The 21916-nt window shown below is 62.3% G+C and carries 17 protein-coding genes, 1 pseudogene and 1 riboswitch; of the genes and pseudogenes, 12 read left to right on the top strand and 6 right to left on the bottom strand.

The window, feature by feature from the left end; all coding sequences use genetic code 11:
- Window positions 1-289, top strand: a pseudogene (locus HHJ19_RS03470) (hypothetical protein); the annotation flags it as partial.
- 10 nt (window positions 290-299) lie between these two features.
- A complete protein-coding gene (locus HHJ19_RS03465) occupies window positions 300-1475 on the top strand; it encodes an amidohydrolase (protein WP_296904087.1) in 1176 nt (391 codons plus the stop codon).
- 75 nt (window positions 1476-1550) lie between these two features.
- On the opposite strand, the gene HHJ19_RS03460 is transcribed toward HHJ19_RS03465, so the two are convergent.
- Window positions 1551-1718, bottom strand: a complete 168-nt coding sequence (locus HHJ19_RS03460; RefSeq protein ID WP_296904085.1) for a hypothetical protein — start codon at window positions 1716-1718, stop codon at window positions 1551-1553.
- Here HHJ19_RS03460 and HHJ19_RS03455 point away from each other — a divergent pair.
- The gene (locus HHJ19_RS03455; RefSeq protein ID WP_366929379.1) at window positions 1717-2478 is read left to right on the top strand and encodes an MOSC domain-containing protein; all 762 of its coding nucleotides are present in this window, start codon (window positions 1717-1719) and stop codon (window positions 2476-2478) included. The two genes, HHJ19_RS03460 and HHJ19_RS03455, sit on opposite strands and share 2 nt — an antisense overlap.
- 42 nt (window positions 2479-2520) lie before the next feature.
- Here the strand turns inward: HHJ19_RS03455 and HHJ19_RS03450 are convergent, their stop codons facing one another.
- A complete protein-coding gene (locus HHJ19_RS03450; protein WP_296904089.1) occupies window positions 2521-3723 on the bottom strand; it encodes a threonine ammonia-lyase in 1203 nt (400 codons plus the stop codon).
- Between the two features lie 199 nt (window positions 3724-3922).
- Here HHJ19_RS03450 and HHJ19_RS03445 point away from each other — a divergent pair, with 199 nt between their 5' ends.
- A complete protein-coding gene (locus HHJ19_RS03445; RefSeq protein WP_296904083.1) occupies window positions 3923-6292 on the top strand; it encodes an AAA family ATPase in 2370 nt (789 codons plus the stop codon).
- A 454-nt stretch (window positions 6293-6746) separates the two neighbouring features.
- On the opposite strand, the gene recQ is transcribed toward HHJ19_RS03445, so the two are convergent.
- Both recQ and HHJ19_RS03435 read right to left on the bottom strand, forming a co-directional pair.
- Entirely contained in the window at window positions 6747-8630 is a 1884-nt protein-coding gene (recQ, locus tag HHJ19_RS03440; protein ID WP_296904082.1) for a DNA helicase RecQ, read from the bottom strand.
- 129 nt (window positions 8631-8759) lie between these two features.
- Window positions 8760-9029: a hypothetical protein gene (locus HHJ19_RS03435; protein WP_296904080.1), complete on the bottom strand. Its 270-nt coding sequence runs from the start codon at window positions 9027-9029 to the stop codon at window positions 8760-8762.
- Between the two features lie 168 nt (window positions 9030-9197).
- Between HHJ19_RS03435 and HHJ19_RS03430 the strand changes: the two genes are divergently transcribed.
- The gene (locus HHJ19_RS03430) at window positions 9198-10247 is read left to right on the top strand and encodes a homocysteine S-methyltransferase family protein (RefSeq protein WP_296904079.1); all 1050 of its coding nucleotides are present in this window, start codon (window positions 9198-9200) and stop codon (window positions 10245-10247) included.
- 96 nt (window positions 10248-10343) lie between these two features.
- Here HHJ19_RS03430 and HHJ19_RS03425 read toward each other — a convergent pair whose 3' ends face one another.
- Window positions 10344-10928 (bottom strand): cyclic nucleotide-binding domain-containing protein, encoded by a 585-nt coding sequence (locus tag HHJ19_RS03425; RefSeq protein WP_296904077.1) that lies wholly within the window; start codon window positions 10926-10928, stop codon window positions 10344-10346.
- A gap of 66 nt (window positions 10929-10994) precedes the next feature.
- Window positions 10995-11087, top strand: a riboswitch (S-adenosyl-L-homocysteine riboswitch).
- 15 nt (window positions 11088-11102) lie between these two features.
- On the opposite strand from HHJ19_RS03425, the gene metH reads away from it, so the two are divergent.
- Together metH and HHJ19_RS03415 are read left to right on the top strand one after the other, a co-directional pair.
- Entirely contained in the window at window positions 11103-13940 is a 2838-nt protein-coding gene (gene metH / locus HHJ19_RS03420) for a methionine synthase (RefSeq protein WP_296904075.1), read from the top strand.
- Window positions 13941-14183: 243 nt separating this feature from the next.
- Window positions 14184-15005, top strand: a complete 822-nt coding sequence (locus HHJ19_RS03415) for a glycine zipper 2TM domain-containing protein (RefSeq protein ID WP_296904073.1) — start codon at window positions 14184-14186, stop codon at window positions 15003-15005.
- A 52-nt stretch (window positions 15006-15057) separates the two neighbouring features.
- Here the strand turns inward: HHJ19_RS03415 and HHJ19_RS03410 are convergent, their stop codons facing one another.
- A complete protein-coding gene (locus tag HHJ19_RS03410) occupies window positions 15058-16602 on the bottom strand; it encodes a YifB family Mg chelatase-like AAA ATPase (protein WP_296904071.1) in 1545 nt (514 codons plus the stop codon).
- Window positions 16603-16796: 194 nt separating this feature from the next.
- On the opposite strand from HHJ19_RS03410, the gene HHJ19_RS03405 reads away from it, so the two are divergent.
- The 5 genes from HHJ19_RS03405 to glcE all read left to right on the top strand — a co-directional run.
- Window positions 16797-17597 (top strand): TorF family putative porin, encoded by an 801-nt coding sequence (locus HHJ19_RS03405; RefSeq protein WP_296904069.1) that lies wholly within the window; start codon window positions 16797-16799, stop codon window positions 17595-17597.
- A gap of 60 nt (window positions 17598-17657) precedes the next feature.
- Entirely contained in the window at window positions 17658-17996 is a 339-nt protein-coding gene (gene glnK, locus HHJ19_RS03400) for a P-II family nitrogen regulator (RefSeq protein ID WP_296904067.1), read from the top strand.
- Window positions 17997-18025: 29 nt separating this feature from the next.
- Window positions 18026-19600 (top strand): ammonium transporter, encoded by a 1575-nt coding sequence (amt, locus tag HHJ19_RS03395; RefSeq protein ID WP_296904065.1) that lies wholly within the window; start codon window positions 18026-18028, stop codon window positions 19598-19600.
- A gap of 156 nt (window positions 19601-19756) precedes the next feature.
- Complete coding sequence (locus HHJ19_RS03390) at window positions 19757-20683, top strand: SMP-30/gluconolactonase/LRE family protein (RefSeq protein ID WP_296904063.1); 927 nt, start codon at window positions 19757-19759, stop codon at window positions 20681-20683.
- A gap of 263 nt (window positions 20684-20946) precedes the next feature.
- On the top strand, window positions 20947-21916 hold a 970-nt coding region (gene glcE, locus HHJ19_RS03385), incomplete at its 3' end, for a glycolate oxidase subunit GlcE (protein ID WP_296904060.1).

The raw sequence follows: 21916 nt of genomic DNA, 5'->3' as shown, positions 1-21916 counted from the left end.
AGTGCTGCTTGCCTGGGGGTTTTTCGTGGTCGCTGATTCGCCGCAGTTCTCGTCGATCTCTGCGCGAAGCTGTCCGCCGCAGTGGGTGGGCAGCGCGCTGGCCATTCAGAACAGCATTGGGTTTTTGATCACCATCGTCAGCATCACTCTACTGCTGGGTGTCATCGACGTGCTGGGCAGCAAGGCCTTGTGGATCTTGCTGCCGGGGCCGGTCGTGGGGCTGATGGGAATGTGGCCCCTTTTGAAGAAAACAAGAGCCGGCGGCCCCGGCTTGATCTGCAAACCATGAGGCATAGAGCATGACTGAAACAGTCGCGGATATTTCAAGGCGCTACCAGGATTACATGGTGGATATGCGCCGCACGATGCACAGCCTTCCCGAGCTCTCGTTCGAGGAGCAAGCCACTTCGCAACTGGTGCAGCAAGAGCTGAAAAAAATGGGTATTCCCTTTGAGCTGGCGGGTGACTTCGGCATTGTGGCGACCATTGAGGGCAAGAGCCAAGGCCAGATGGTCGCCCTGCGTGCCGACATGGACGCGCTGCCTATCCACGAGAACAACCCGCATCTGAGCTATTGCTCACGGAACGCCGGCGTGATGCATGCCTGCGGACATGATGGTCATGTCGCCATGCTGCTGGGTGCCGCACAGGTATTCATGCATCTCAAGGACGGGATGGACGGAACGGTGAAGCTCTGTTTTCAGCAGGCCGAGGAGCGGGGCGGCGGCACCGCTGAAATACTGAAGTTGTTGGCGCCATGGCCGGTCAAGAGCGCTTTTGCCATTCACCTGTGGTCAGAGATCGAGAGTGGAAAATTTTCCGTTCAGGCAGGGCCGCGCATGGCGGCAGGCGACAATTTCCAGGTTGTCATCGAGGGCGTGGGCTGTCACGGCGCCACCCCGCACCGGGGGGTGGATCCGATTGTGGTGGCCTCCGCCATCGTCATGAATGTGTCGCACCTGATCGCCCGCGAGATTGATCCGACCCATGCCGCCGCCCTTACGTTTGGCAAGCTTCACAGTGGGGAGGCGGGCAATGTCATCCCGGACAAGGCAGTGCTGGCCGGTACCCTCAGGACTACCGACAAGGCTGATCAGGTCCATCTGCAAGCGGCCCTGCGAAGGGTAGTGCAGAGCACTGCCGACACTTTTCGCGCCCGGGCCGAAGTCACCATCATGCGTGGCGGGCCCATGCTGTTCAACGAGGCGGGCTGCAGCCGCGTCGCTGAAAAGGCCGTGCAGGAGTTGTTTGGCGCTGGCGAGCTGATTGCATTTCCGCCGCTGATGGTGTCTGAGAACTTCGGCGATTTTCTGGAGGTGTACCCGGGCTTGATGGCCTTTATTGGGGTGCACAATGAAAGCCGGGGTGCCTGCTTTGCGCATCACCACCCGAAGTTCAACATTGATGAAGATGTCTTGTACAGGGGCGCCGCGCTTCATGTCGCTTACGCCCTGAACTGTTTCAGGAGTCTGTAGCCCCGCGTGCGAGCCGGGATGCGCCCGTAAAAAAAGTCCGCGCGATGCGGACTTTGGCGGGAAAGCGCCGGCGCTTCACGCCATGAAAACGGCGATAAAGGCGAGCAGGAACATCAGTACGCCCCCGACCAGCGGGAGCACCAGGGGAATCAACGGAACAATGGCTTCAACCGCGTCCGGCTCATGGGCGAATGCAGGGCTGCTGTCTGCGGCAGGGCTGGTGTGATTTGCTGGACTCGACATGTTGACTCCTGAGATACGTAAAAATCTGACTGGATTTTACCTTTTTGGTGCGCCCGGCGACAATCGCCTGCGCAAGACCCTGATGCGCCGGCCTTCGCCAGCCATGGCGCCGGTGCTGCAAGGCTGGCCAGGGCCAGGGCCCGGCGCCCGCACCGATCGACCGCCTTTCTTCATCCACGCAATGACGCAACTTCTTTCTCTACAGCTTGGCAAGGCGCGCCGGATAAAAATCGGCGAGCGCCGCATTTTGACGGCCTTTGGCAAACAATCCGTGACGGATGCCGTGCCGCTGATGCCGCTGGGCCTGCTGGGAGACGAGCAGGCCGATTTGTCGGTTCATGGCGGGCTGGACAAAGCCGTTTACGCCTACCCGTCCGAGCATTACCCCTACTGGCTGGCCATGCGGCGCCAAGCCGGGCTGGCTCAAATCGACGACAGCTTGCCGAACGGCAGCCTGGGTGAAAACCTCACACTGCAGGGCCTGCTTGAGTCGGAGGTCTGGGCTGGCGATGTGCTGCAATTTCCGGGCTGTGCCTTGCAAGTGACACTGCCGCGGGAGCCCTGCTACAAACTGAATGCAGTGATGGGTTTTGCCGGTGCGTCCAGGCTGATGGCGCAAAGCGGATTCTGCGGCTTTTACCTGTCGGTGGCCAGCCCTGGCACGCTGCGCGCCGGCGATGCTTTCGAGGTGATTCCCGGTCGGCGCGGTGTCAGTATCCCAACGCTGTTTGCTGCCCGGCTGGCCAAGCACCTGCGATAGAAAAGGGCGCGCGCGGCAGATGCGCTGGCGGGGGCGGAAAGGTCAGTGCTGCTCGGCCGCCTCAAAGCCCGCCGCAGTCAGCGTGGCCAGCACCTGCCCGATATGCGCCCGGCCCCGTGTCTGCACCACCAGCTCGATCTCCACATTCTGGGCTGCCAGCATGGTGAAGGCGCGCTGGTGATGCACCTCTTCGATGTTGGCGCCGGCATCGGCCACGGTGGCGGTGATTTTGGCCAGCGAGCCTGGAATGTCGCGCGCGCCGACCCGGATGCGCGCCAGCCGCCCGGCGCGCACCATGCCGCGCTCGATGATGGCGGCCAGCAGCAGCGGGTCGATATTGCCGCCGCACAGCACCAGTCCGACTTTTTTGCCGGCAAAGCGCGCCGGGAATTTGAGCAGCGCCGCCAGCCCGGCCGCGCCTGCGCCCTCGACCAGGGTTTTCTCGATTTCCAGCAGCATCACCATCGCCTGCTCGATGTCGCCTTCGTCCACCAGCAGCAGATCGTCGACCTTTTGCGCAATGATGGCTTGTGGGATCAGGCCGGGCCTGCCGACCGCAATGCCGTCGGCAATCGTGCTCGTGCCTTGCGGATGCTGCGTACCCTTGATGGCGTTGACCATGGCGGGAAAACGCGCGGTCTGCACGCCAATGATTTCGATGCCGGGCTTGAGCGCCCGGGCGGCAGTGGCGATGCCCGCGATCAGTCCGCCGCCACCCACGGCAATCACCAGCACCTCCAGTTCAGGGACGGCCTGCAGCATCTCCAGCCCCACCGTGCCCTGGCCCGCGACGATGGCTTCGTCGTCATAGGGATGCACAAATACCAAGCCTTCGCGTTCGGCCAGCAGCAGCGCATGCTGGCGTGCTTCATCGAGTGTGTCGCCGTGCAGCACCACCTCGGCGCCGAAGCCGCGCGTGCGTTCAATTTTCACGCCCGGCGTGAAGCGCGGCATCACGATGACGGCGCGCACGCCCAAGCGTTGCGCATGGTAGGCCACGCCCTGGGCATGGTTGCCCGCGCTCATGGCGATCACGCCGCGACGCCGTTCGTCGGCAGAGAGTTGCGCAAGTTTGTTACAGGCGCCGCGCTCCTTGAACGAGGCGGTGTATTGCAGGTTCTCAAACTTCAGGTAAATCTGCGCGCCGGTCAGTTGCGACAGCGTGCGCGACTCCACGCACGGCGTGTTCAGCAGGTGGCCTTGCAGGCGCTGGGCGGCTTGTTCAATATCGGTCAGGCTGAGCATCAAATTTCTTTCGGGCGACAGCTGGGGCTGGCAGCGATCCATTTTCCGCGCCTTTGTGCTGGACGGTCGCAACCCGTTTCGCCCGCAGGCATTGAAGTAGTGTCTTCCATGATGCTTCAGCTTGCGTTATGGTGCAGTCTCATTGAAGCAAAAACAACAGGAGGAAAGATCAGCGGTGAGCGCAAACAGGAGTTTGTCCATGAACAAGCGTTCCGTCGTCGAGCATCCCAAACAGTGGCTGCTTTCTCCCGGGCTTAAAGAGGCGCCGGTACTGGAGTTGATGTGCTCGCAGTTTGTGCTGAGCCTGGTCGCGCGCCAAGGTGCCAAGTTCAACGTGCGGCGCGACCTGAACAGCCTGTTGTCGCTGTCTGGCCGCCATCTTGTCTGGCCGTTGCCGGCGATGCGGCGGCTGCGGGAATTCCTCGGGCGGCGTTGCAAGGACAACGAGTTCTGGCGCGGCCATGAGCTGCTTTGCGACGTCGAGTTCATGCTCAGGCACGGCGCATGGCGAGGCCCGTATGAAGAGGGCACGCTGTTTTTCTATCTCGACGAGTATGCCAAGGACCAGCCCAGGGATCTGCTCTCGGTGCTGGCCGCTACCGGTGACTGGCTGACCCACGCGCTGAAAAAACAGTCCACCCTGGTGGAAAAAAACATCGATTCGCTGGCCGGCCTGCTGCAGCTCAACCGCGCCGAGCGCGCCCTGCTGCTGTACGGCACGCTGGCGCGCTATCAGCGCGACCTGCGTTCGCTGCTGGTCGAGTTCAAGGTCAATAATGCGCCCGAGGCGTATGCCGCGCTGGCCGACGTGGCTGGCGTCAAGGCGCCCGAAGTGGCCGAAGCCTTGCGGGCCGGCTCGCGGCTGGAGCGCATCGGCATGGTTGAAAACCTGATTTCCGAGCACAACATCACCGATCTGGCCGACCTGATGAAGGTCAGCGAGAAGCTGCCGCCGGTGCTGATGCGCGAGTACCGCGACCAGAACGAGCTGATGGCCGTTTTTACCCGGCCCGCCGCCGCAAGTTGCCTGGGGCTGGCCGATTTCGCCTTCGTACAGGAAGACGCGCAGGTGCTGGTGTCCCTGCTGCGCAACGCGGTCGCCGCCAAAGAGCAGGGCGTCAATGTGCTGCTTTACGGGCCGCCCGGCACCGGCAAGACCGAGCTGGCCAAGGTGGTGGCGCAGGCCGCCGGGCTGAATCTGTTCGAGGTTGAATATGCCGACCGCGACGGCAATTCGCTGAGCGGGCGCGACCGCTACCGTTCGTTGCAGATCGCGCAGGTCTTCCTCAAGGGCAGCACGCACTCGGCCCTGCTGTTCGACGAGGTGGAGGATGTTTTTCCGCCCATTTCCAGTGAGGCCGCGCTGCTGATGGCCCGCTCCGATCAGCTGTCGGCGCCGGCCACCGGCTCGGTCAGTGGCAAGGCCTGGGTCAATCAGGTGCTGGAGTCCAACGCCGTTCCAACGCTCTGGATCACCAACCGCATCGAGCAGATCGACCCGGCCTTTCGCCGCCGCTTTGCCTACCACCTGGAGCTGCGCTCGCCGCCGCCCGGTGCGCGCGAAGGCATTGTCCGAAAGACACTCGAAGGGGTGCAGGTCAGCGATGCGTTTGTCGCCAAGCTGACCGCCCGCAAAGGCCTGACGCCGGCGCAAATCCGCACGGCGGTGCGTTTTGCCCGGCTGGCCAGCGCGCCAGAAAAAACCATGGATGCCGGGGTGGATGAAGCCGGCCTGCAGGCAATTCTGGCGGGTGGGCGGCCGACGCTGATGGAGTTGCTGATAGAGCGGCAGCTTAAAAATGCCGATGTGGCGCTCGGCAACAAGGCCGAAGCCTCGGCGCGCCGCAGCGTCACGCGCTACGATTTGTCCATGCTGAACGTCGAATCGCGGTTTGAGGTGCCGCGAATCGTGCAGGCGCTGAAAGCCCGGGGCCACGGCAGCCTGTGTTTTTACGGCCCGCCCGGTACCGGCAAGACCGCGCTGGCCGAGCACATTGCGAGCACGCTTGACCAGCCCCTGCTCATCAAGCAGGCCAGTGATCTGATGAGCAAATACGTCGGCGAAACCGAGCAGAACATGGCCGCCATGTTCCGTGAAGCCGAAGCCGAGAAGGCCGTACTGCTGCTTGACGAGGCCGACAGCTTTTTGCAGGACCGGCGCGGCGCCCAGCGCACCTATGAGGTCACCGAAGTCAATGAAATGCTGCAGGGCATGGAGCGCCATGCCGGTATTTTCATCTGCACCACCAACCTGCTGGAGAGCCTGGACCAGGCGGCGCTGCGGCGTTTCACCTTCAAGCTCAAGTTCATGGCGCTGACCAGTGCGCAGCGTGCAGCCATGTTTGTCACCGAGGCGCTGGCCGGCGATGTGGCGCTGCTGACCGCGCCGCTGCAAAAAAGGCTGAGCCAGCTCACGCAGCTGTGCCCGGGGGATTTTGCGGCGGTGAAGCGCCAGCTCACGATACTGGCGGCGGTGTTTTCAACAGACGAATTTTTGTCGCAACTGGAGGCCGAGCACCGCATCAAGCCCGAGGTGAGGGAAGGGCGGAACATGGGTTTTCTGCAGTAATGCTTGCTATTTAATAAATAGCTGACTATGGCCGTAGTGATTGGACCAGAAGGCTAAAACCTGCCTTTCTGCTGGAAATGTCGAGGGCCGTGGGCGTTTGCCCGTCGGGCTGCACCGCCGGCCGGCTCACGGTCTTTGCCGGCTGTCCCATAGCAGGTTCCCCAAGAGCGCGTCAGCGTGATCCGGGTTGCACCTTCAGCTCGGCCCGCATGGCGGCCGGTAGCATGACTTGCCCCTTGCCTGAAACAATAGCATCTGCCTGCATAGTATTTGCTCTCCTTTTTAAAGCGCAAAGCGTTTTTTTGGGGCAAGGTAATTTGGAGAGCAGGGGTCTGGGTAAGCTATGAAAAAAATAGCTGTTCGTAGCCGTCCGAATTGGACTGGAGCATGTTTTTATCAATAATTCGGGCCGAACCTGGCCAACTCGGGGTCGGCAATCCCGGCCTGCTGCTTCTCAAGCCGGCGCCATGCACACCCGCAGCACCTCGGCCCCGTAAGCCTGCAGCTTCTTGACCCCCATGCCGCTGATGCCTTCCAGGTCATGCAGGCTTTGCGGCGACTGATCGGCAATGGCGCGCAGCGTGGCGTCGTGAAAGATCACGAAGGCCGGCAGGTTGTGTTCGCGCGCCACGTCGCCGCGCCAGGCCTTGAGGCGGGCCAGCCGTTCCAGCGCACCGGCGTTCAGTGCGGCCTCGGCCATGCCCTTTACTGATGTCTTGGCGCCGCGCTTGCTGCGCTCGGGTTTGGAGCTCAAGGCCTGCTGGCGCAGCAGCACGCTGACTTCGCCCTTGAGCACCTGGCGCGCGTCGGGCAGCAGCTGCAGCGTGTTGAAGGCTTCGGCGTTCACCCGCACCATGTTTTTGGCAATCAGCTGGCGCAGCACGCCGCGCCACTGCGCTTCGGCCAGGTCGGTGCCGATGCCAAAAGTGCTCAAACTTTCGTGGCTGTATTGCGTGACTTTTTCAGTCAGCTTGCCGCGCAGGATGTCCATCAGGTGACCGGCGCCAAAGCTGATGCCGCTGGCCTGCTGCACGCGGTAAATGCAACTCAGCATCTTGCGCGCGGCGTCAGTTGCATCCCACACCGCCGGCGGATTCAAACAGTTGTCACAGTTTCCACAGGACTGGCTGTCTTCGCCAAAGTATTGCAGCAGGCTGACGCGGCGGCAACGCGTGTCTTCGGCCAAGCTCAGCAGCGCGTCGAGCTTGCCACGCATTACCTGCTTGAACTCTTCGCTGGCAACTTCACTGGTGTCTATCATGCGGCGCTGGTTCACCACGTCCTGCAGGCCATAGGTCATCCAGGCGTCGGCGGGTAAACCATCGCGACCCGCGCGGCCGGTTTCCTGGTAGTAGCCTTCGATGTTCTTGGGCATGTCCAGGTGCGCGACGAAGCGCACGTCGGGCTTGTCGATGCCCATGCCGAAGGCAATCGTTGCCACCATCACCATGCCGTCCTCGCGCAGGAAGCGGTCCTGCCGCTGCTGGCGCAGTTTGGCGTCGAGCCCGGCGTGGTAGGCCATGGCCTTGATGCCGGCGTCCTGCAGCATGGCGGCGATTTCTTCCACGCGTTTTCTGGACTGGCAATAGACGATGCCGGCTTCGCCGTCGTGTTCGGTCTGGATGAAGCGCAGCAGCTGGCGCGTCGCGTCGGTTTTCTCGACGATGGTGTAGCGGATGTTGGGCCGGTCAAAGCTGCTGACAAACTCGCGCGCCTCTTCGAGCTTGAGCCGCTCTATCATGTCCAGACGTGTCAGGTGATCGGCCGTCGCTGTCAGCGCCATGCGTGGCACGTCGGGAAAGGTTTCGTGCAGCAGGCTCAAACTGCGGTATTCGGGCCGGAAGTCGTGACCCCACTGGCTCACGCAATGCGCCTCGTCAATCGCAAACAGACTCAGCAGACCGCGCTCATGCAAGGAGGCCAGCAGGCCCTTCATGCGTGGCGTGTTGATGCGCTCGGGCGCGGCGTAAAGCCGCGTCAGCTTGAGTGCCAGCAGCTGCTTTTCAAGCTGGCTGCTTTCCTCGAAGGTCTGCGTTGAATTGAGGAATGCCGCCGACACGCCGGCCTCCAGCAGTGCGCCGACCTGGTCGTGCATCAGCGCGATCAGCGGCGAGATCACGATCGTCACCCCGTGCCCCGCGTTTTGCCGCACGATGGCCGGGATCTGGTAACACAACGACTTGCCGCCGCCGGTAGGCATCAGCACCAGCGCGTCGCCACCCCGCACGACATGCTCAACAATGGCTTGTTGCGGGCCGCGAAAGTGACTGTAGCCAAAAACCTGGCCAAGCACGTCCAGCGACGTTGGAGAAGGTGAAGAAACGGGCAATGAAGACAAAATGCGGGGACCGAAGTGAATGGAAAGAACTGGGTAAATGCTATTTATTAGATAGCAGTATGAGACCTAAAAAATTGGACCGGCGGCCGGTTCGGCTTGAAAATCTACACCTGCTCCCACGGCAGGCACTCAAAGCGCCAGCCCGGCGTCCAGCCAGCAGCAGCCCGAGCGGCAGATCAGCAGCACCGGCGGCTGCTTGCTGGTGGCTCCCCGCGCGACAAGTTCGGCAAATCTCTGCGCTTCGGGCTGCAGGTCCGGGTATTCATACCGCGGCACACTGACCACGCCCAGCGGTCGGCCACCAAACAGTGACTCTATTTCCAGGCGCCTGTCGACGAACCGCGTGTCAAAGCGCGCATGCAGCGAGGTCCAGGCTTCCTGGGGGTGTAAATTCTTCATCGATCGGGTTGGCGCAATCCGCCTATTGTCGGGGAAGATGGTGGCGCCACCTTTGCTCGGCTGGCATGCCGTGCGCTGCCTCTTGCGGGGCACATTTCCTCGGCGGCGGCCCGCCGCAAAATTGCCCGTGACTTTTCCCGACAAACAGGGGCGTCTTAAAATGACACCATGAAGCAGATCATCTATACCCGCGGCGGGCAACTCCCCGCCCTCCTCGCGCAGCGCATTCTGATTCTCGACGGGGCGATGGGCACCATGATTCAGCGTTTCAAGCTGAGCGAAGCGCAATACCGCGGCGAGCGCTTTATGGACTTTCACAAAGACGTCAAGGGCAACAACGAATTGCTGAGTTTGAGCCGGCCCGAAGTGATCCGCGACATCCATGAAAGCTACCTGGCTGCCGGCGCCGACCTGATAGAGACCAACACCTTTGGCGCTACCAGCGTGGCCCAGGCCGACTACGACATGGCCGAGCTGGCGGTGGAAATGAACCTCGCGTCAGCGCGCATTGCGCGCGCCGCCTGCGACAAGTTTTCCACGCCCGAGAAGCCGCGCTTTGTCGTTGGCGCGCTGGGCCCCACGCCCAAGACCGCCAGCATCAGCCCCGACGTGAACGACGCGGGTGCGCGCAACACCAGCTTTGAAGAATTGCGCAAGGCCTACTACGAGCAGACCGAAGCGCTTGTCAAGGGTGGCAGCGATGTGTTGATGGTCGAGACGATTTTCGATACGCTGAACGCCAAGGCGGCGCTGTTTGCGATTGACGAGTACTTTGAAGATTCGGGCGAGCGGCTGCCGCTTATCATCAGCGGCACCGTCACCGACGCCTCGGGCCGGATCCTGAGCGGCCAGACCGTGACCGCCTTCTGGCACAGCGTGCGCCACGCCGATCCGCTGGCTATCGGCCTGAACTGCGCGCTGGGTGCGGCGTTGATGCGCCCCTACATCCAGGAGCTGGCCAAGGCCGCGCCCGACACCTTCATCAGCTGCTACCCGAATGCCGGCCTGCCCAACCCGATGAGCGACACCGGCTTTGATGAAACACCCGACGTCACCTCGCGCCTGCTGCACGAGTTTGCGGCCGAGGGGCTGGTCAATATCGTGGGCGGCTGCTGCGGCACCACGCCCGATCACATCGAGGCGATCGCCCACGCGGTTGCGCCCTTGCCGGGGCGGGCAGTGCAGCAGCGCCGGCTGTTTTACCGGCAAGCCGCGTAGCGCCCTGGCGCGGGGCCGCAAGGCGGCTCCCCGGCACGTCAGGGCGGGGCAAGCAGCATTCTTCGTGCAGAAGAAAAGACCAGTAATCAGCCGGAGTCAGGCGGCATTGCGCTCGCCGATCTCCTGCTCCATGGCTTGGGTCAACTGCACATAGAGCTTGAGCTTGTCAGCGTTTTCACGCAGGCGCGCGGCAATGCGCGAGGACACGGCCAGCATCAGTTTGGCGGCAACCGCCGGGCTGTCGGTGACTAGCTGCTCCAATGCCTGGCGCTTAAGGATGGCGCAGCGCAGATGGGATGTGGCGGTGCAGGAGGCGTGACGCGGTTCGCCGTCGAGCAGTGCCAGTTCGCCGATCAGGCTGCCGCGGCCCAGCACGGTGACTGTAATGGGTTGAACCCGGCTGACCACAATCGTCTCCACCGTCACTTCACCATCGAGCAGCAGCATCATGAAATCGGTATGACGCTTGTCGCCCTCGTAGATGAAGGTGGTGCCCTTATCGATTTTTCTTGGCAGCATGTAACGCACCACGACCCGGGCGTCTTCGCGGGTGAGCTGCATCAGCGCCGTCGGTGCAATCAATAGTTCGGCAGCCAGATCGGCGGTTTCGGACTCCTGCGTCCTAGCCGCTGGCGTGCCGTATAGCCGAAGGATTTTGGTGCGGAAAAACTGCTTTAACATCGGGAAAAATTATGGGTTTTGAAGTGAGGCGGCCAGTAGTGCGCGAGAGATGCTTAAAATCCAGCATAACTCAAGGAGCGTTGCAGCGAAACCAAGGTTTCGTCAGGCTTGGGTGAACGGGGTCCGGTTTCAACCCTTTGGCAACGACGCTCACCTTTGTCTCAAGGTGAGTCCATGTCCGAAATTCAATCCTTCGATCCCGCCCATGCCGGCCACGAAGTCCCGCCGATGAAGTTATCCGGCCTGGAGCCGGTTCATATTGGCGCTGGCAGCCTGTTCGTCAACATTGGCGAGCGCACCAACGTCACGGGCTCCAAGGCCTTCGCCCGCATGATCCTGAATGGCGATTTTGAAGCCGCGTTGGCCGTGGCGCGCCAACAGGTTGAAAACGGCGCGCAGATCATCGACATCAACATGGACGAAGCCATGCTCGACAGCCAGGCCGCCATGGTGCGTTTCCTGAACCTGATCGCCGGCGAGCCCGACATTGCGCGCGTTCCCATCATGATCGACAGCTCCAAGTGGAGCGTGATCGAGGCCGGTCTGCGCTGCATCCAGGGCAAGGGCATCGTCAACTCGATTTCCATGAAGGAGGGCGTTGAATCCTTCATACACCATGCCAGGCTGCTCAAGCGCTACGGCGCCGCCGCTGTCGTGATGGCGTTTGACGAGCAGGGACAGGCCGATACCTACGAGCGAAAGATCGGCATCTGTGAGCGCGCCTACCGCTTGCTGGTCGATGAAATCGGTTTTCCGCCAGAAGACATCATCTTTGATCCCAACATCTTTGCCATTGCCACCGGCATTGACGAGCACAACAATTACGCGGTCGACTTCATCAACGCCACGCGCTGGATCAAGGCCAATCTGCCGGGTGCCAAGGTGTCGGGCGGCGTCAGCAATGTGAGCTTCAGCTTTCGCGGCAATGACCCGGTGCGCGAGGCGATTCACACGGTGTTTTTGTACCATGCGATTCAGGCCGGCATGGACATGGGTATTGTCAACGCCGGCATGGTCGGCGTCTATGACGACCTGGAGCCGGTGCTGCGCGAGCGCGTCGAGGACGTGGTACTGAACCGCGCACCCATGTACCAGCCGGGCGAAGCGCATCTCACACCCGGCGAGCGCCTGATCGAAGTCGCCGAAACGGCCCAAAGCGGCGCCAGGGACGACAGCAAGAAGTACGAATGGCGCGCGCTGCCGATACGTGCGCGCCTGTCGCACGCGCTGGTGCATGGCCTGAACGAATTCATCGTTGAAGACACCGAGGAAGTCTGGCAGGCGATAAAGGCCGAAGGCGGCCGGCCGCTGCATGTGATTGAAGGTCCGCTGATGGACGGCATGAATGTGGTCGGCGACCTGTTCGGCCAGGGCAAGATGTTTTTGCCGCAGGTGGTGAAAAGCGCCCGCGTGATGAAGCAGGCCGTGGCCCATCTGCTGCCCTACATCGAAGCCGAAAAGCTGCTGCTGCAGGCCGCTGGCGGTGATGTCAAGACCAAGGGAAAAATCATCATCGCCACCGTCAAGGGCGACGTGCATGACATTGGCAAGAACATCGTCACCGTGGTCTTGCAGTGCAACAATTTTGAAGTCGTCAACATGGGCGTGATGGTGCCCTGCCATGAGATTCTGGCGCTGGCCAAGGCTGAGGGAGCGGACATCGTCGGCCTGTCCGGCCTGATCACGCCCAGCCTGGAAGAAATGCAGTATGTCGCCAGCGAGATGCAGAAGGACGACCATTTCCGCCTCAACAAGATTCCGCTGTTGATCGGCGGCGCGACCACCAGCCGGGTCCATACGGCGGTGAAAATTTCACCGCATTACGAAGGCCCGGTGGTCTATGTGCCCGATGCTTCGCGCAGCGTTAGCGTGGCGCAGGGCCTGCTGTCGGATCAGGCGGCCAAATACATTGAAGACGTCAACGCTGACTACGAAAAAGTGCGCATCCAGCACGCCAACAAAAAGCAGACACCGATGTGGCCGCTGGTCAGGGCGCGCGCCAATGCCACGGTCATTGACTGGGTGAATTACACGCCGCCCGTGCCGAAATTCATCGGCCGGCGCGTGTTCAAAAACTTTGATCTGGCCGAGCTGTCCGAATACATCGACTGGGGTCCGTTTTTCCAGACCTGGGATCTGGCCGGCCCTTTCCCCGCGATCTTGAAAGACGAGGTGGTTGGCACCGAGGCGGTGCGCGTCTATGCCGACGCCAAACGCATGCTCAAACGCCTGATCGAGGGCCGCTGGCTTACCGCCAGTGGCGTGATGGGCCTGTATCCGGCCAACAGCGTCGGCGACGACATCGAGATATACACCGACGAGACCCGCAGCGAAGTGGCGATGACCTGGTACGGCCTGCGCCAGCAGCTAGAGAAAACGGCGGTCGATGGTCTGATGCGGCCGAGCCGCTGCCTGGCCGATTTTGTCGCGCCGAAGCAACTTGCTCCTGAATTGATAGCTGCCCGTGCTGGTAAATTTAAGACCAGTGACCGGAATGATCAAAAAATTGCCGATTACATCGGTGTTTTTGCCGTCACGGCGGGTCTGGGCGCTGAAAAGAAGGAAAAGTATTTCCTTGATGACAACGACGACTATTCCTCCATCATGTTCAAGTCGCTGGCCGACCGCCTGGCTGAGGCCTTCGCCGAGGCCTTGCATCACCGGGTGCGCAAGGACCTGTGGGGTTATGTGCCGGCCGAGTCCCTCGACAGGGACGCGATGATTGCCGAGAAATACCAGGGTATCCGCCCGGCGCCAGGCTATCCGGCGTGCCCGGACCACAGCGCGAAAAAGGAAATGTTCGAGCTGTTGCGCGCGGGGGAGATCGGCATGGCCCTGACCGAGAGTCGCGCCATGACGCCGGCGGCCAGCGTTAGCGGCTTTTACCTGAGTCATCCGCAAAGCACCTATTTCAGCGTCGGCAAAATCGGTGATGACCAGTTGCTCGACCTGGCGCGCCGTCGTGGCGAGAAAGCTGAAGATCTGGCAAGGCTGCTGGCGCCCAATTTGTAGCGCCGGCAGGGCTGACGTCTGCGGATCGGAGGCGCCGACGGCAGTCTCCGCCTGTCTTACAGGTCCTTACTGCGTGCCAACACGGCATTTACAAAACGACACGCAAGAGTTGCCGGAGCCGTCTAACTTTGAAGGCGGTCGAGCGTTAGTTATCAACGCAGGGGAAGCGGGTGGCCGTCGCACCTTTTTTCCGCATCACCGGATGCCCGACGACTAACCGTTTTCCAGGAAAGCCAAAACGCCATGACCACCTCCACTGACACCTTGCAGCCCGGCCAGCAGTTCGCCTCTTCCGGCCATACCAAACCCTTGTGGGCCGCGGTCGGCATCCTTGGCGTTGCCGTGCTTGGTATGGGCGGCACGCTGATCTACAACCAGCGCGCACCTGTAACACCGATTGGGCCCGTCGCCACGCTGGCGGCTCCGCAGCTCGCCGCGCCGGCTGCTGCTTCGTTCAATGCCGCTGACGACCTGAGTGAGAAACCGGTGGCTGTTACGGCGAAGCCTGTTCCGGCGAAAAAGGGGGTCACACACTTTGCCAGGCCGGCGCCGGTCCCCGGTTACGCCGGGGTTTCTCCGGCGCCTGCTGCCGGGTCTGCGCCTTATCCGGCTTACTCAAGCCACACGGCGGCTGTGGCTGCGGCGCCCGTTTGCGCGGTCTGCGGATCTGTCGAGTCGGTCACGCCGGTCGAGCGCTCGTCCAAACCAACCGGCGTAGGCGTCGGCACGGTGGCTGGTGGCGTGCTCGGCGCGGTGCTGGGCAGCCAGGTTGGCCATGGCGGCGGTCGCACGGCAGCGACCATTCTGGGTGCGGTAGGCGGCGGTTTTGCCGGCAACGCCATCGAAGGAAAGATGCGCAGGGAAACCGTTTACCAGGTCGGCGTGCGCATGGAAAACGGCTCACGCCGCACGGTGGAGGTGGCGCACGCGCCAGGTGTCGGCAGCCGCGTGACGGTGGAAGGTTCGACGCTGCGCACGCAGGATGGCGTGAGTTACAGTCCCCGGTCTGTCGCGGCGCCGGTTGCCGCCCAAGCGCCGGTTTCTCCCGAATACCAGGGGCGATAAGGATTTCTTCGCCGTGCCGCGGTTGTGCCACGGCCTGATCAGACGAGTCAGCTCAGTGCGCCGCCTTGAGCGCCCGCCGGTACTGCACGGCTTCTGCCACATGCGTGACCTGCACGGTTTGCGCGCCCGCCAGGTCGGCAATCGTTCTGGCCACTTTCAGGCAGCGATGAATGCCGCGGCCCGACCAGCCCAGGCGGGTTGCCGCAGTGTTGAGAAATTTCGCTGCCGCCGTGTCAAGCTGGCATTGCGCGTCAATCGCCTGGCCCTGCAGTGCCTGGTTGGCGCTGCCCTGGCGGGCCATTGCGCGCTCGCGTGCCGCGACCACGCGGCTGCGAATCACCTGCGTGGCCTCGCCGGGCGGCGTGTTCACCAGCGCATCCGCCGCCAGCGCGCCGACTTCCACATGCAGATCAATCCGGTCCAGCAGCGGCCCGCTGAGTTTGCCCTGGTAGCGCGAGACCTGATCTGGCGAGCAGCGGCAGGCACGCAAGTTGGAGCCCAGATAGCCGCAAGGGCAGGGATTCATGGCCGCGATCAGCTGAAAGCGCGCCGGAAACTCGGCGCGCTGGGCGGCCCGGGCGATCGTGATTTGACCCGATTCCAGCGGTTCGCGCAGTGCTTCAAGTGCGGCGCGCGGAAACTCGGGCAGCTCGTCAAGAAACAGCACACCGCGATGCGCCAGCGAGATTTCGCCGGGCCTGGGGGGTGAGCCGCCACCTACCAGCGCCACGGCGCTGGCCGTATGGTGGGGTGAGCAGGTTGGGCGCACCGCCCAGTTGTCGAGCGTGAAACGTCCGCCCAGCGACGCAACAGCGGCGCTTTCGAGCGCCTCTTCAGTCGTCATGGCGGGCAACAGGCCGGCAAAGCGTTGCGCCAGCATGGACTTGCCCGAGCCAGGCGGACCCACCATCAGGACGCTGTGGCCTCCGGCGGCGGCAATCTCTAGCGCGCGGCGGGCGGCCGCCTGGCCTTTGACGTCGGCCAGATCCGGGTAGACCGGTGGTGGCTGCGCCAGTGCCGGCGCGACCCGCGTCCAGCCGTCCAGCAACTCGGGCGCCCCGCCACCCGGCAAAAACTGCCTGACCACATCGAGCAGGTGGTGAGCCCGGTAGATTTCAGCGTCGGGCACCAGCGCGGCTTCCTGCGCGCTGCCTTCGGGCAGCACCAGCTTGGGCGGTGTGCGTGAAGTCCCAGCGGCCGGCCGGGCCAATGCCAGGCTCATGGCCAGCGCACCCCGGACCGGCCGCAAGTCGCCGCCGAGTGACAACTCGCCGGCAAATTCGTAACCGTTCAGCCGCTGGCCGTCGATCTGTCCACTGGCAGCCAGAATCCCCAGCGCAATCGGCAAGTCAAAGCGCCCTGAGTCTTTCGGCAGGTCGGCGGGCGCCAGGTTGACGGTGATCCGTTTATTGGCTGGAAATTCCAGCCCTGTGTTCTGGATCGCGGAGCGTACCCGTTCGCGCGCTTCTTTCACCTCGGTCTCGGCCAGACCGACCAGCGTGAAGCTGGGCAAGCCGTTGGCCAGGTGCACTTCAACGCAAACCGGCCGTGCATCCAGACCCAGCAGGGCCCGGCTTTGCACTAAAGACAAGCTCATGGGTAGTCCTTTTGCATAAATGCCTCAAAGTTGTGCGCTTTTGCCGCGCCAATATGGTGCGTTACAAGTTTTTGCATCTTTAGCTAACGCGACAGGCGTGCATCAGGTGGACGCTTTGCCCATCAGGGAACGAGAAGGTCTGGCACGGTCCGTGCTAAAGAGGTTGCATCAATTTACCAAACCCGGAGCCCCTCATGAAAATCAATTGTTTCCAGCTTGCGTTCACCACTGCTTTAGTGTTGTCTGGCACCGCCTTCGCGCAGACGGCTGCGCCTGAAGCGCCTCCTGCAGAACCGCTGTCTTTCAACATTTCGGTCGTCAGCAACTACAAGTTCCGCGGCCAGGACCAGGATCAGTCGAAAACCCGGGCCTTCAAGCCGGCGCTGCAAGGCGGCGTGGATTACGCTTTCGAAAATGGTTTTTACCTGGGCAACTGGAATTCCACGGTGAACTGGACCAAGTATTTGCCGTCAAATCCGAGCAACAGCGTCGAAATTGATCTTTACGGCGGTTATAAATTCAAGGCAGGTCCGCTCGACATGGATGTCGGCGCGCTGACGTATTACTATCCCGGCGCCAGCGGCGCCAACACCACCGAGCTTTACCTGGGCGGTACTTACGGCCCGGTCAGCGCCAAATATTCGCGTACCGTTTCAAGAGGCTATTTCGGCATCGGCAAGGAGTATTTGATCGGCGAGGGCCGCGGCACGGGCTACCTGAATCTGGCCTTTGCCCAGGAAGTTGCCCCGAAAGTCACGCTGAAGGCGTCGCTCGGCTTTACCAGTTACAAGGGCGCCGTGCGCGACGCGGGTATCCCCAATTACATGGACTACAGCGTGGGCGCCAGCTACGACCTGGGCAGCGGCCTGGCACTTTCCGGCGCGGTGGTCGGCGCGAACAAGAAGTCGAGCTACGTCTATCCGGCTTCGGTCGACAGCAGCGGCAAGTCGATCAACAAAAGCACGCTGGTCGTAATGCTGACAAAAACCCTGTAAGCGACCAGGAGCGGCAAGCTCTATGGCCGCTCCACCCATTCATTCTGGAGGAAAGTTGAAATGAAACTCGTAACGGCCATCATCAAACCGTTCAAGCTGGACGAGGTGCGTGAAGCACTTTCCAGCATGGGCGTGCAAGGCATCACCGTCACTGAAGTCAAGGGCTTTGGTCGCCAGAAAGGCCATACCGAGCTGTACCGCGGCGCGGAGTACGTGGTCGATTTCCTGCCCAAAGTGAAGATTGAAGCGGCGGTGTCTGACGATCTGGTAGACCGGGTGATTGAGGCAATTGAGACTTCCGCCCGTACCGGCAAGATTGGCGACGGCAAGGTCTTTGTCTACAACCTCGAGCAGGTCGTGCGTATCCGGACCGGTGAAACCGGCAAGGAAGCACTCTAGACCTCAACCCTGAAAAAAAGAACATCGCCATGAAAAAACTAATTGCCTCTCTTGCCCTCGGATTGAGCCTGCTGACGACCGGCCTCGCCGTGGCGCAGACTCCGCCAGCCGCACCGGCTGCCTCCGCCGCCACCTTGGCGACGCCCGCGCCCGCCGAAGTCAAACCCGCTGACGCTGCTGCGCCGGCAGCGGCTCCGGTCGCCGCGGCAGCCCCGGCCGCTGCCACTGCTGCAGCGCCCGCTGCAGCAGCTTCTGCTCCGCCAGCGCCCGTTCCCAACAAGGGCGATACCGCCTGGATGATGGTGTCCACCTTGCTCGTGATCCTGATGACGATTCCCGGCCTGGCGCTGTTCTACGGCGGGCTGGTCCGCAGCAAGAACATGTTGTCGGTGCTGATGCAGGTCATGGTGACCTTCTCGATGATCATCGTGCTCTGGTTTCTCTACGGCTACAGTCTGGCTTTCACCGAGGGCAATGCCTTTTTTGGCGGCTTTGACCGGTTGTTCATGAAAGGCATCTGGGACAACGCCGCCGGCACTTTTGCCAATGCCGCTACCTTCAGCAAAGGTGTCGTGATTCCGGAAATCGTGTTTGCTGTTTTCCAGGCCACCTTTGCGGCCATCACCTGCACGCTGATCGTCGGCGCTTTCGCCGAACGCATGAAATTCTCGGCAGTGCTGATGTTCATGGCGATCTGGTTCACCTTCAGCTACGCCCCGATGGCACACATGGTCTGGTTCTGGATGGGTCCCGATGCCTACACCGGCAAGGAAGTGGTTGACGCGATGAACGCCAAGGCCGGTTACCTCTGGCAGTCCGGCGCGCTTGATTTTGCCGGCGGCACCGTCGTGCACATCAATGCGGCCGTTGCGGGTCTGGTCGGCGCCTTCATGGTCGGCAAGCGCATTGGTTACGGCAAGGAATCGATGGCGCCGCACAGCCTGACGCTGACGATGGTCGGTGCCGCCCTGCTGTGGGCTGGCTGGTTCGGTTTCAACGCCGGCTCCGCTCTGGAAGCCAACGGCTTTGCCGCGCTGGCCTTCATCAACACCCTGGGCGCAACGGCGGCTGCCGTGCTGGCCTGGTGTATCGGTGAAGCGCTGATGAAAGGCAAGGCTTCCATGCTGGGCGCCGCATCCGGTGCCGTCGCCGGTCTGGTAGCCATCACGCCGGCCGCCGGCAACGTCGGCATCGGCGGTGGGTTGGTGATCGGCTGTGTTGCCAGTTTTGCCTGTCTCTGGGGCGTCAACGGGCTGAAGAAAATTCTCGGTGCGGACGATTCGCTCGATGTGTTCGGTGTGCATGGCGTTGGCGGTATTGTCGGCGCCTTGCTGACCGGCGTCTTCAACTCCCCAAGCCTGGGCGGCCCCGGCTTTGTGGCTGACTGGGTGACGGCTACCGGTATCACTGCTGCCGACTACTCGATCGTTTCGCAAGTCTGGATTCAGGCCAAAGCAGTGCTGATCACCATTGTGTGGTCGGGCCTGGTGTCCTTCGTCGCCTACAAGATTGTTGACCTGACCATCGGTCTGCGCGTCAGCGAGGAAGACGAACGTGAAGGCCTCGACATCACCTCGCACGGTGAAACGGCCTACAGCCGCTGATGACATGAGATGACAGGTTTGCGCCAGTTGCGGCGTCATAGTTGAGTTCTCCGAGGATGTTCAGCCCGCAGGCCCAAAGCCAGCGGGCTGTTTTTTTTGCCGCTACAGTGAGACCGGCCGCGCCGCACAGAAATGTTCATCAAAGGAGACATGCCCATGACCTGGCAGACCGTCATTGCGCAAACCAGCGAGCTTGGAGAATCGCCGTTCTGGCACCCTGATGAGCAAACTCTCTACTGGGTGGATATTCCGGGCAGACAGATTCACCGCGCCAGTGTGATCACCGGCGCGGTGCAAAGCTGGGCCATGCCTTCGGAGCCGGGTTGCATCGCGCCGGCTCGCAGCCAGGGGAAACCGAGCGGGCTCGTGATTGCGCTGCGCGACGGCATTTACCGGGCACCGCAATGGGGCGGCGCCCTGCAGCTTCTCATGCTGGCCGAGCACGACACGGCCAGCACCCGATTCAACGACGGCAAGGCTGATCCGCTGGGGCGTTTTTGGGCCGGCACCATGTACGAGCCACGCGATGCCGACAAGGCGCAGCTTTTTTCAGTCGATTGTCGCCATGGCCAGCCACCCGTGGTCGAACTCAAGGCCAGCCATGCCGTGATTGCCAACGGACTGGCATGGTCGCCCGATGGCGCCACGCTGTACTGGGCCGATACGCCCGCCCACACCATTCGCGCCTGGGACTGGGATGCGCAAAGCAACGTCATGAGCCGCGAGCGCGTGTTTCGCCAGTGGCCCGGAAAACCCGCAGGCTGGCAGCCCGGCATGGCTGGCTACGGCGGCCGGCCGGACGGCGCTGCGGTCGATGTGGAAGGCAACTATTACGTCGCCATGTTCGAAGGCGGGCGGTTGCTCAAGCTTTCGCCTGCGGGCCAATTGCTGGAAGACATCAGCGTGCCGGCGCGTTGCCCGACCATGCCCTGCTTTGGCGGCGATGACCTCAAAACGCTCTACCTCACCACCGCGCGCTACAACCGGCCGGCGCAGGAATTGCAAGCCTGGCCCGACTCGGGCTGCGTCTTTTCCATGCGGGTCGGGGTGGCCGGCCTGCCGGTTAATTTCTTCCAGGACTGAGCGCGGCAGGGCCGGAGCGCAGGTTTTTGAATGAAATCAGCTTCAGGTCCAGTATTTATGGCTATTATTTGCTATATAAATAATAGCAAACAAAACATTTTCGCAAGCCGCCATGGCCGGCATTCCATGCTGTCGTGCTACTTGCGGCTGCGTCCCTCGGGAGCTGCCCATGCCTGATTGCGGCGACAGTACGGCAAAAAACCGAACAAACTCCGTTCAAAAAGATCAAAACCACGAGCCGCGGGCCGCGTACCATTCCTGTCATGAATGCAGACACTGATTTCACGGCTTTCCTGGCGAGGCGCGTGGGCGATGCGGCAGCCAGCGGCACGGCGCTGCGTATTCGCGGCGGCGGCAGCAAGGATTTTTATGGCCAGGCGCTGACCGGCGAGGTGCTGGACATGTCGCCATTCGCCGGCGTCATCAGCTACGAGCCGAGCGAGCTGGTCGTCACCGTGCGCGGCGGCACACCGCTGGCCGAACTCGAAACTCTGCTGGCATCGCACGGCCAGTGCCTGGCTTTCGAACCGCCGCATTTCGGCCCCGATGCGACGGTCGGCGGCATGGTGGCCTGCGGTCTCAACGGACCGGCACGCGCCAGCGCAGGAGCGGTGCGCGACTATTTGCTGGGCGTGGTGCTGCTCAATGGCAAGGGTGAAATTCTGACATTCGGCGGCCAGGTCATGAAAAATGTCGCCGGTTATGACGTGTCACGCCTGATGGCCGGCGCGCTCGGCACGCTGGGCGTGCTGCTGGAGGTCTCCCTCAAGGTGCTGCCGGTGGCGCCCGCCGAGGCCACACTGATGTGCAACCTGCCGCAGCAGCAGTCGCTCGACCTGCTCAACTACTGGGGAAGCCAGCCGCTGCCGCTCAACGCCAGCTGCTGGGTGCATGACGCGAGTAGCCGTCCGGCCGGCGACTTCCTGTTTGTGCGTCTGCGCGGGGCTGTCGCCGCGGTCGAAGCAGCCTGCCCGCGCATGACGGCCGACGTGCATGCCCGGCAGGGCCAGGCCACGCGCATGGATCAGGCTCAGGCCGCTGCCGACTGGAATGCCTGCCGAGAGCAAACCCTGCCTTTCTTCGCGCAGCCGCCGTCAGCTGATTCCTGCCTGTGGCGGCTCAGCGTGCCGCAGACCACCCCCGCGATGACGCTGCCTGGTCTGGCCGATCTGTCGCCTGACGCGCAGCTCATCGAGTGGCACGGCGGCCTGCGCTGGCTCTGGGCGCCCGCCT

This window comes from Polaromonas sp., assembly GCF_012927415.1.
Classification (GTDB): Bacteria; Pseudomonadota; Gammaproteobacteria; order Burkholderiales; family Burkholderiaceae_C; genus Polaromonas.
Note: the sequence above shows the minus strand (reverse complement) of the source record. Positions and strands in the feature narration are given on the sequence as shown.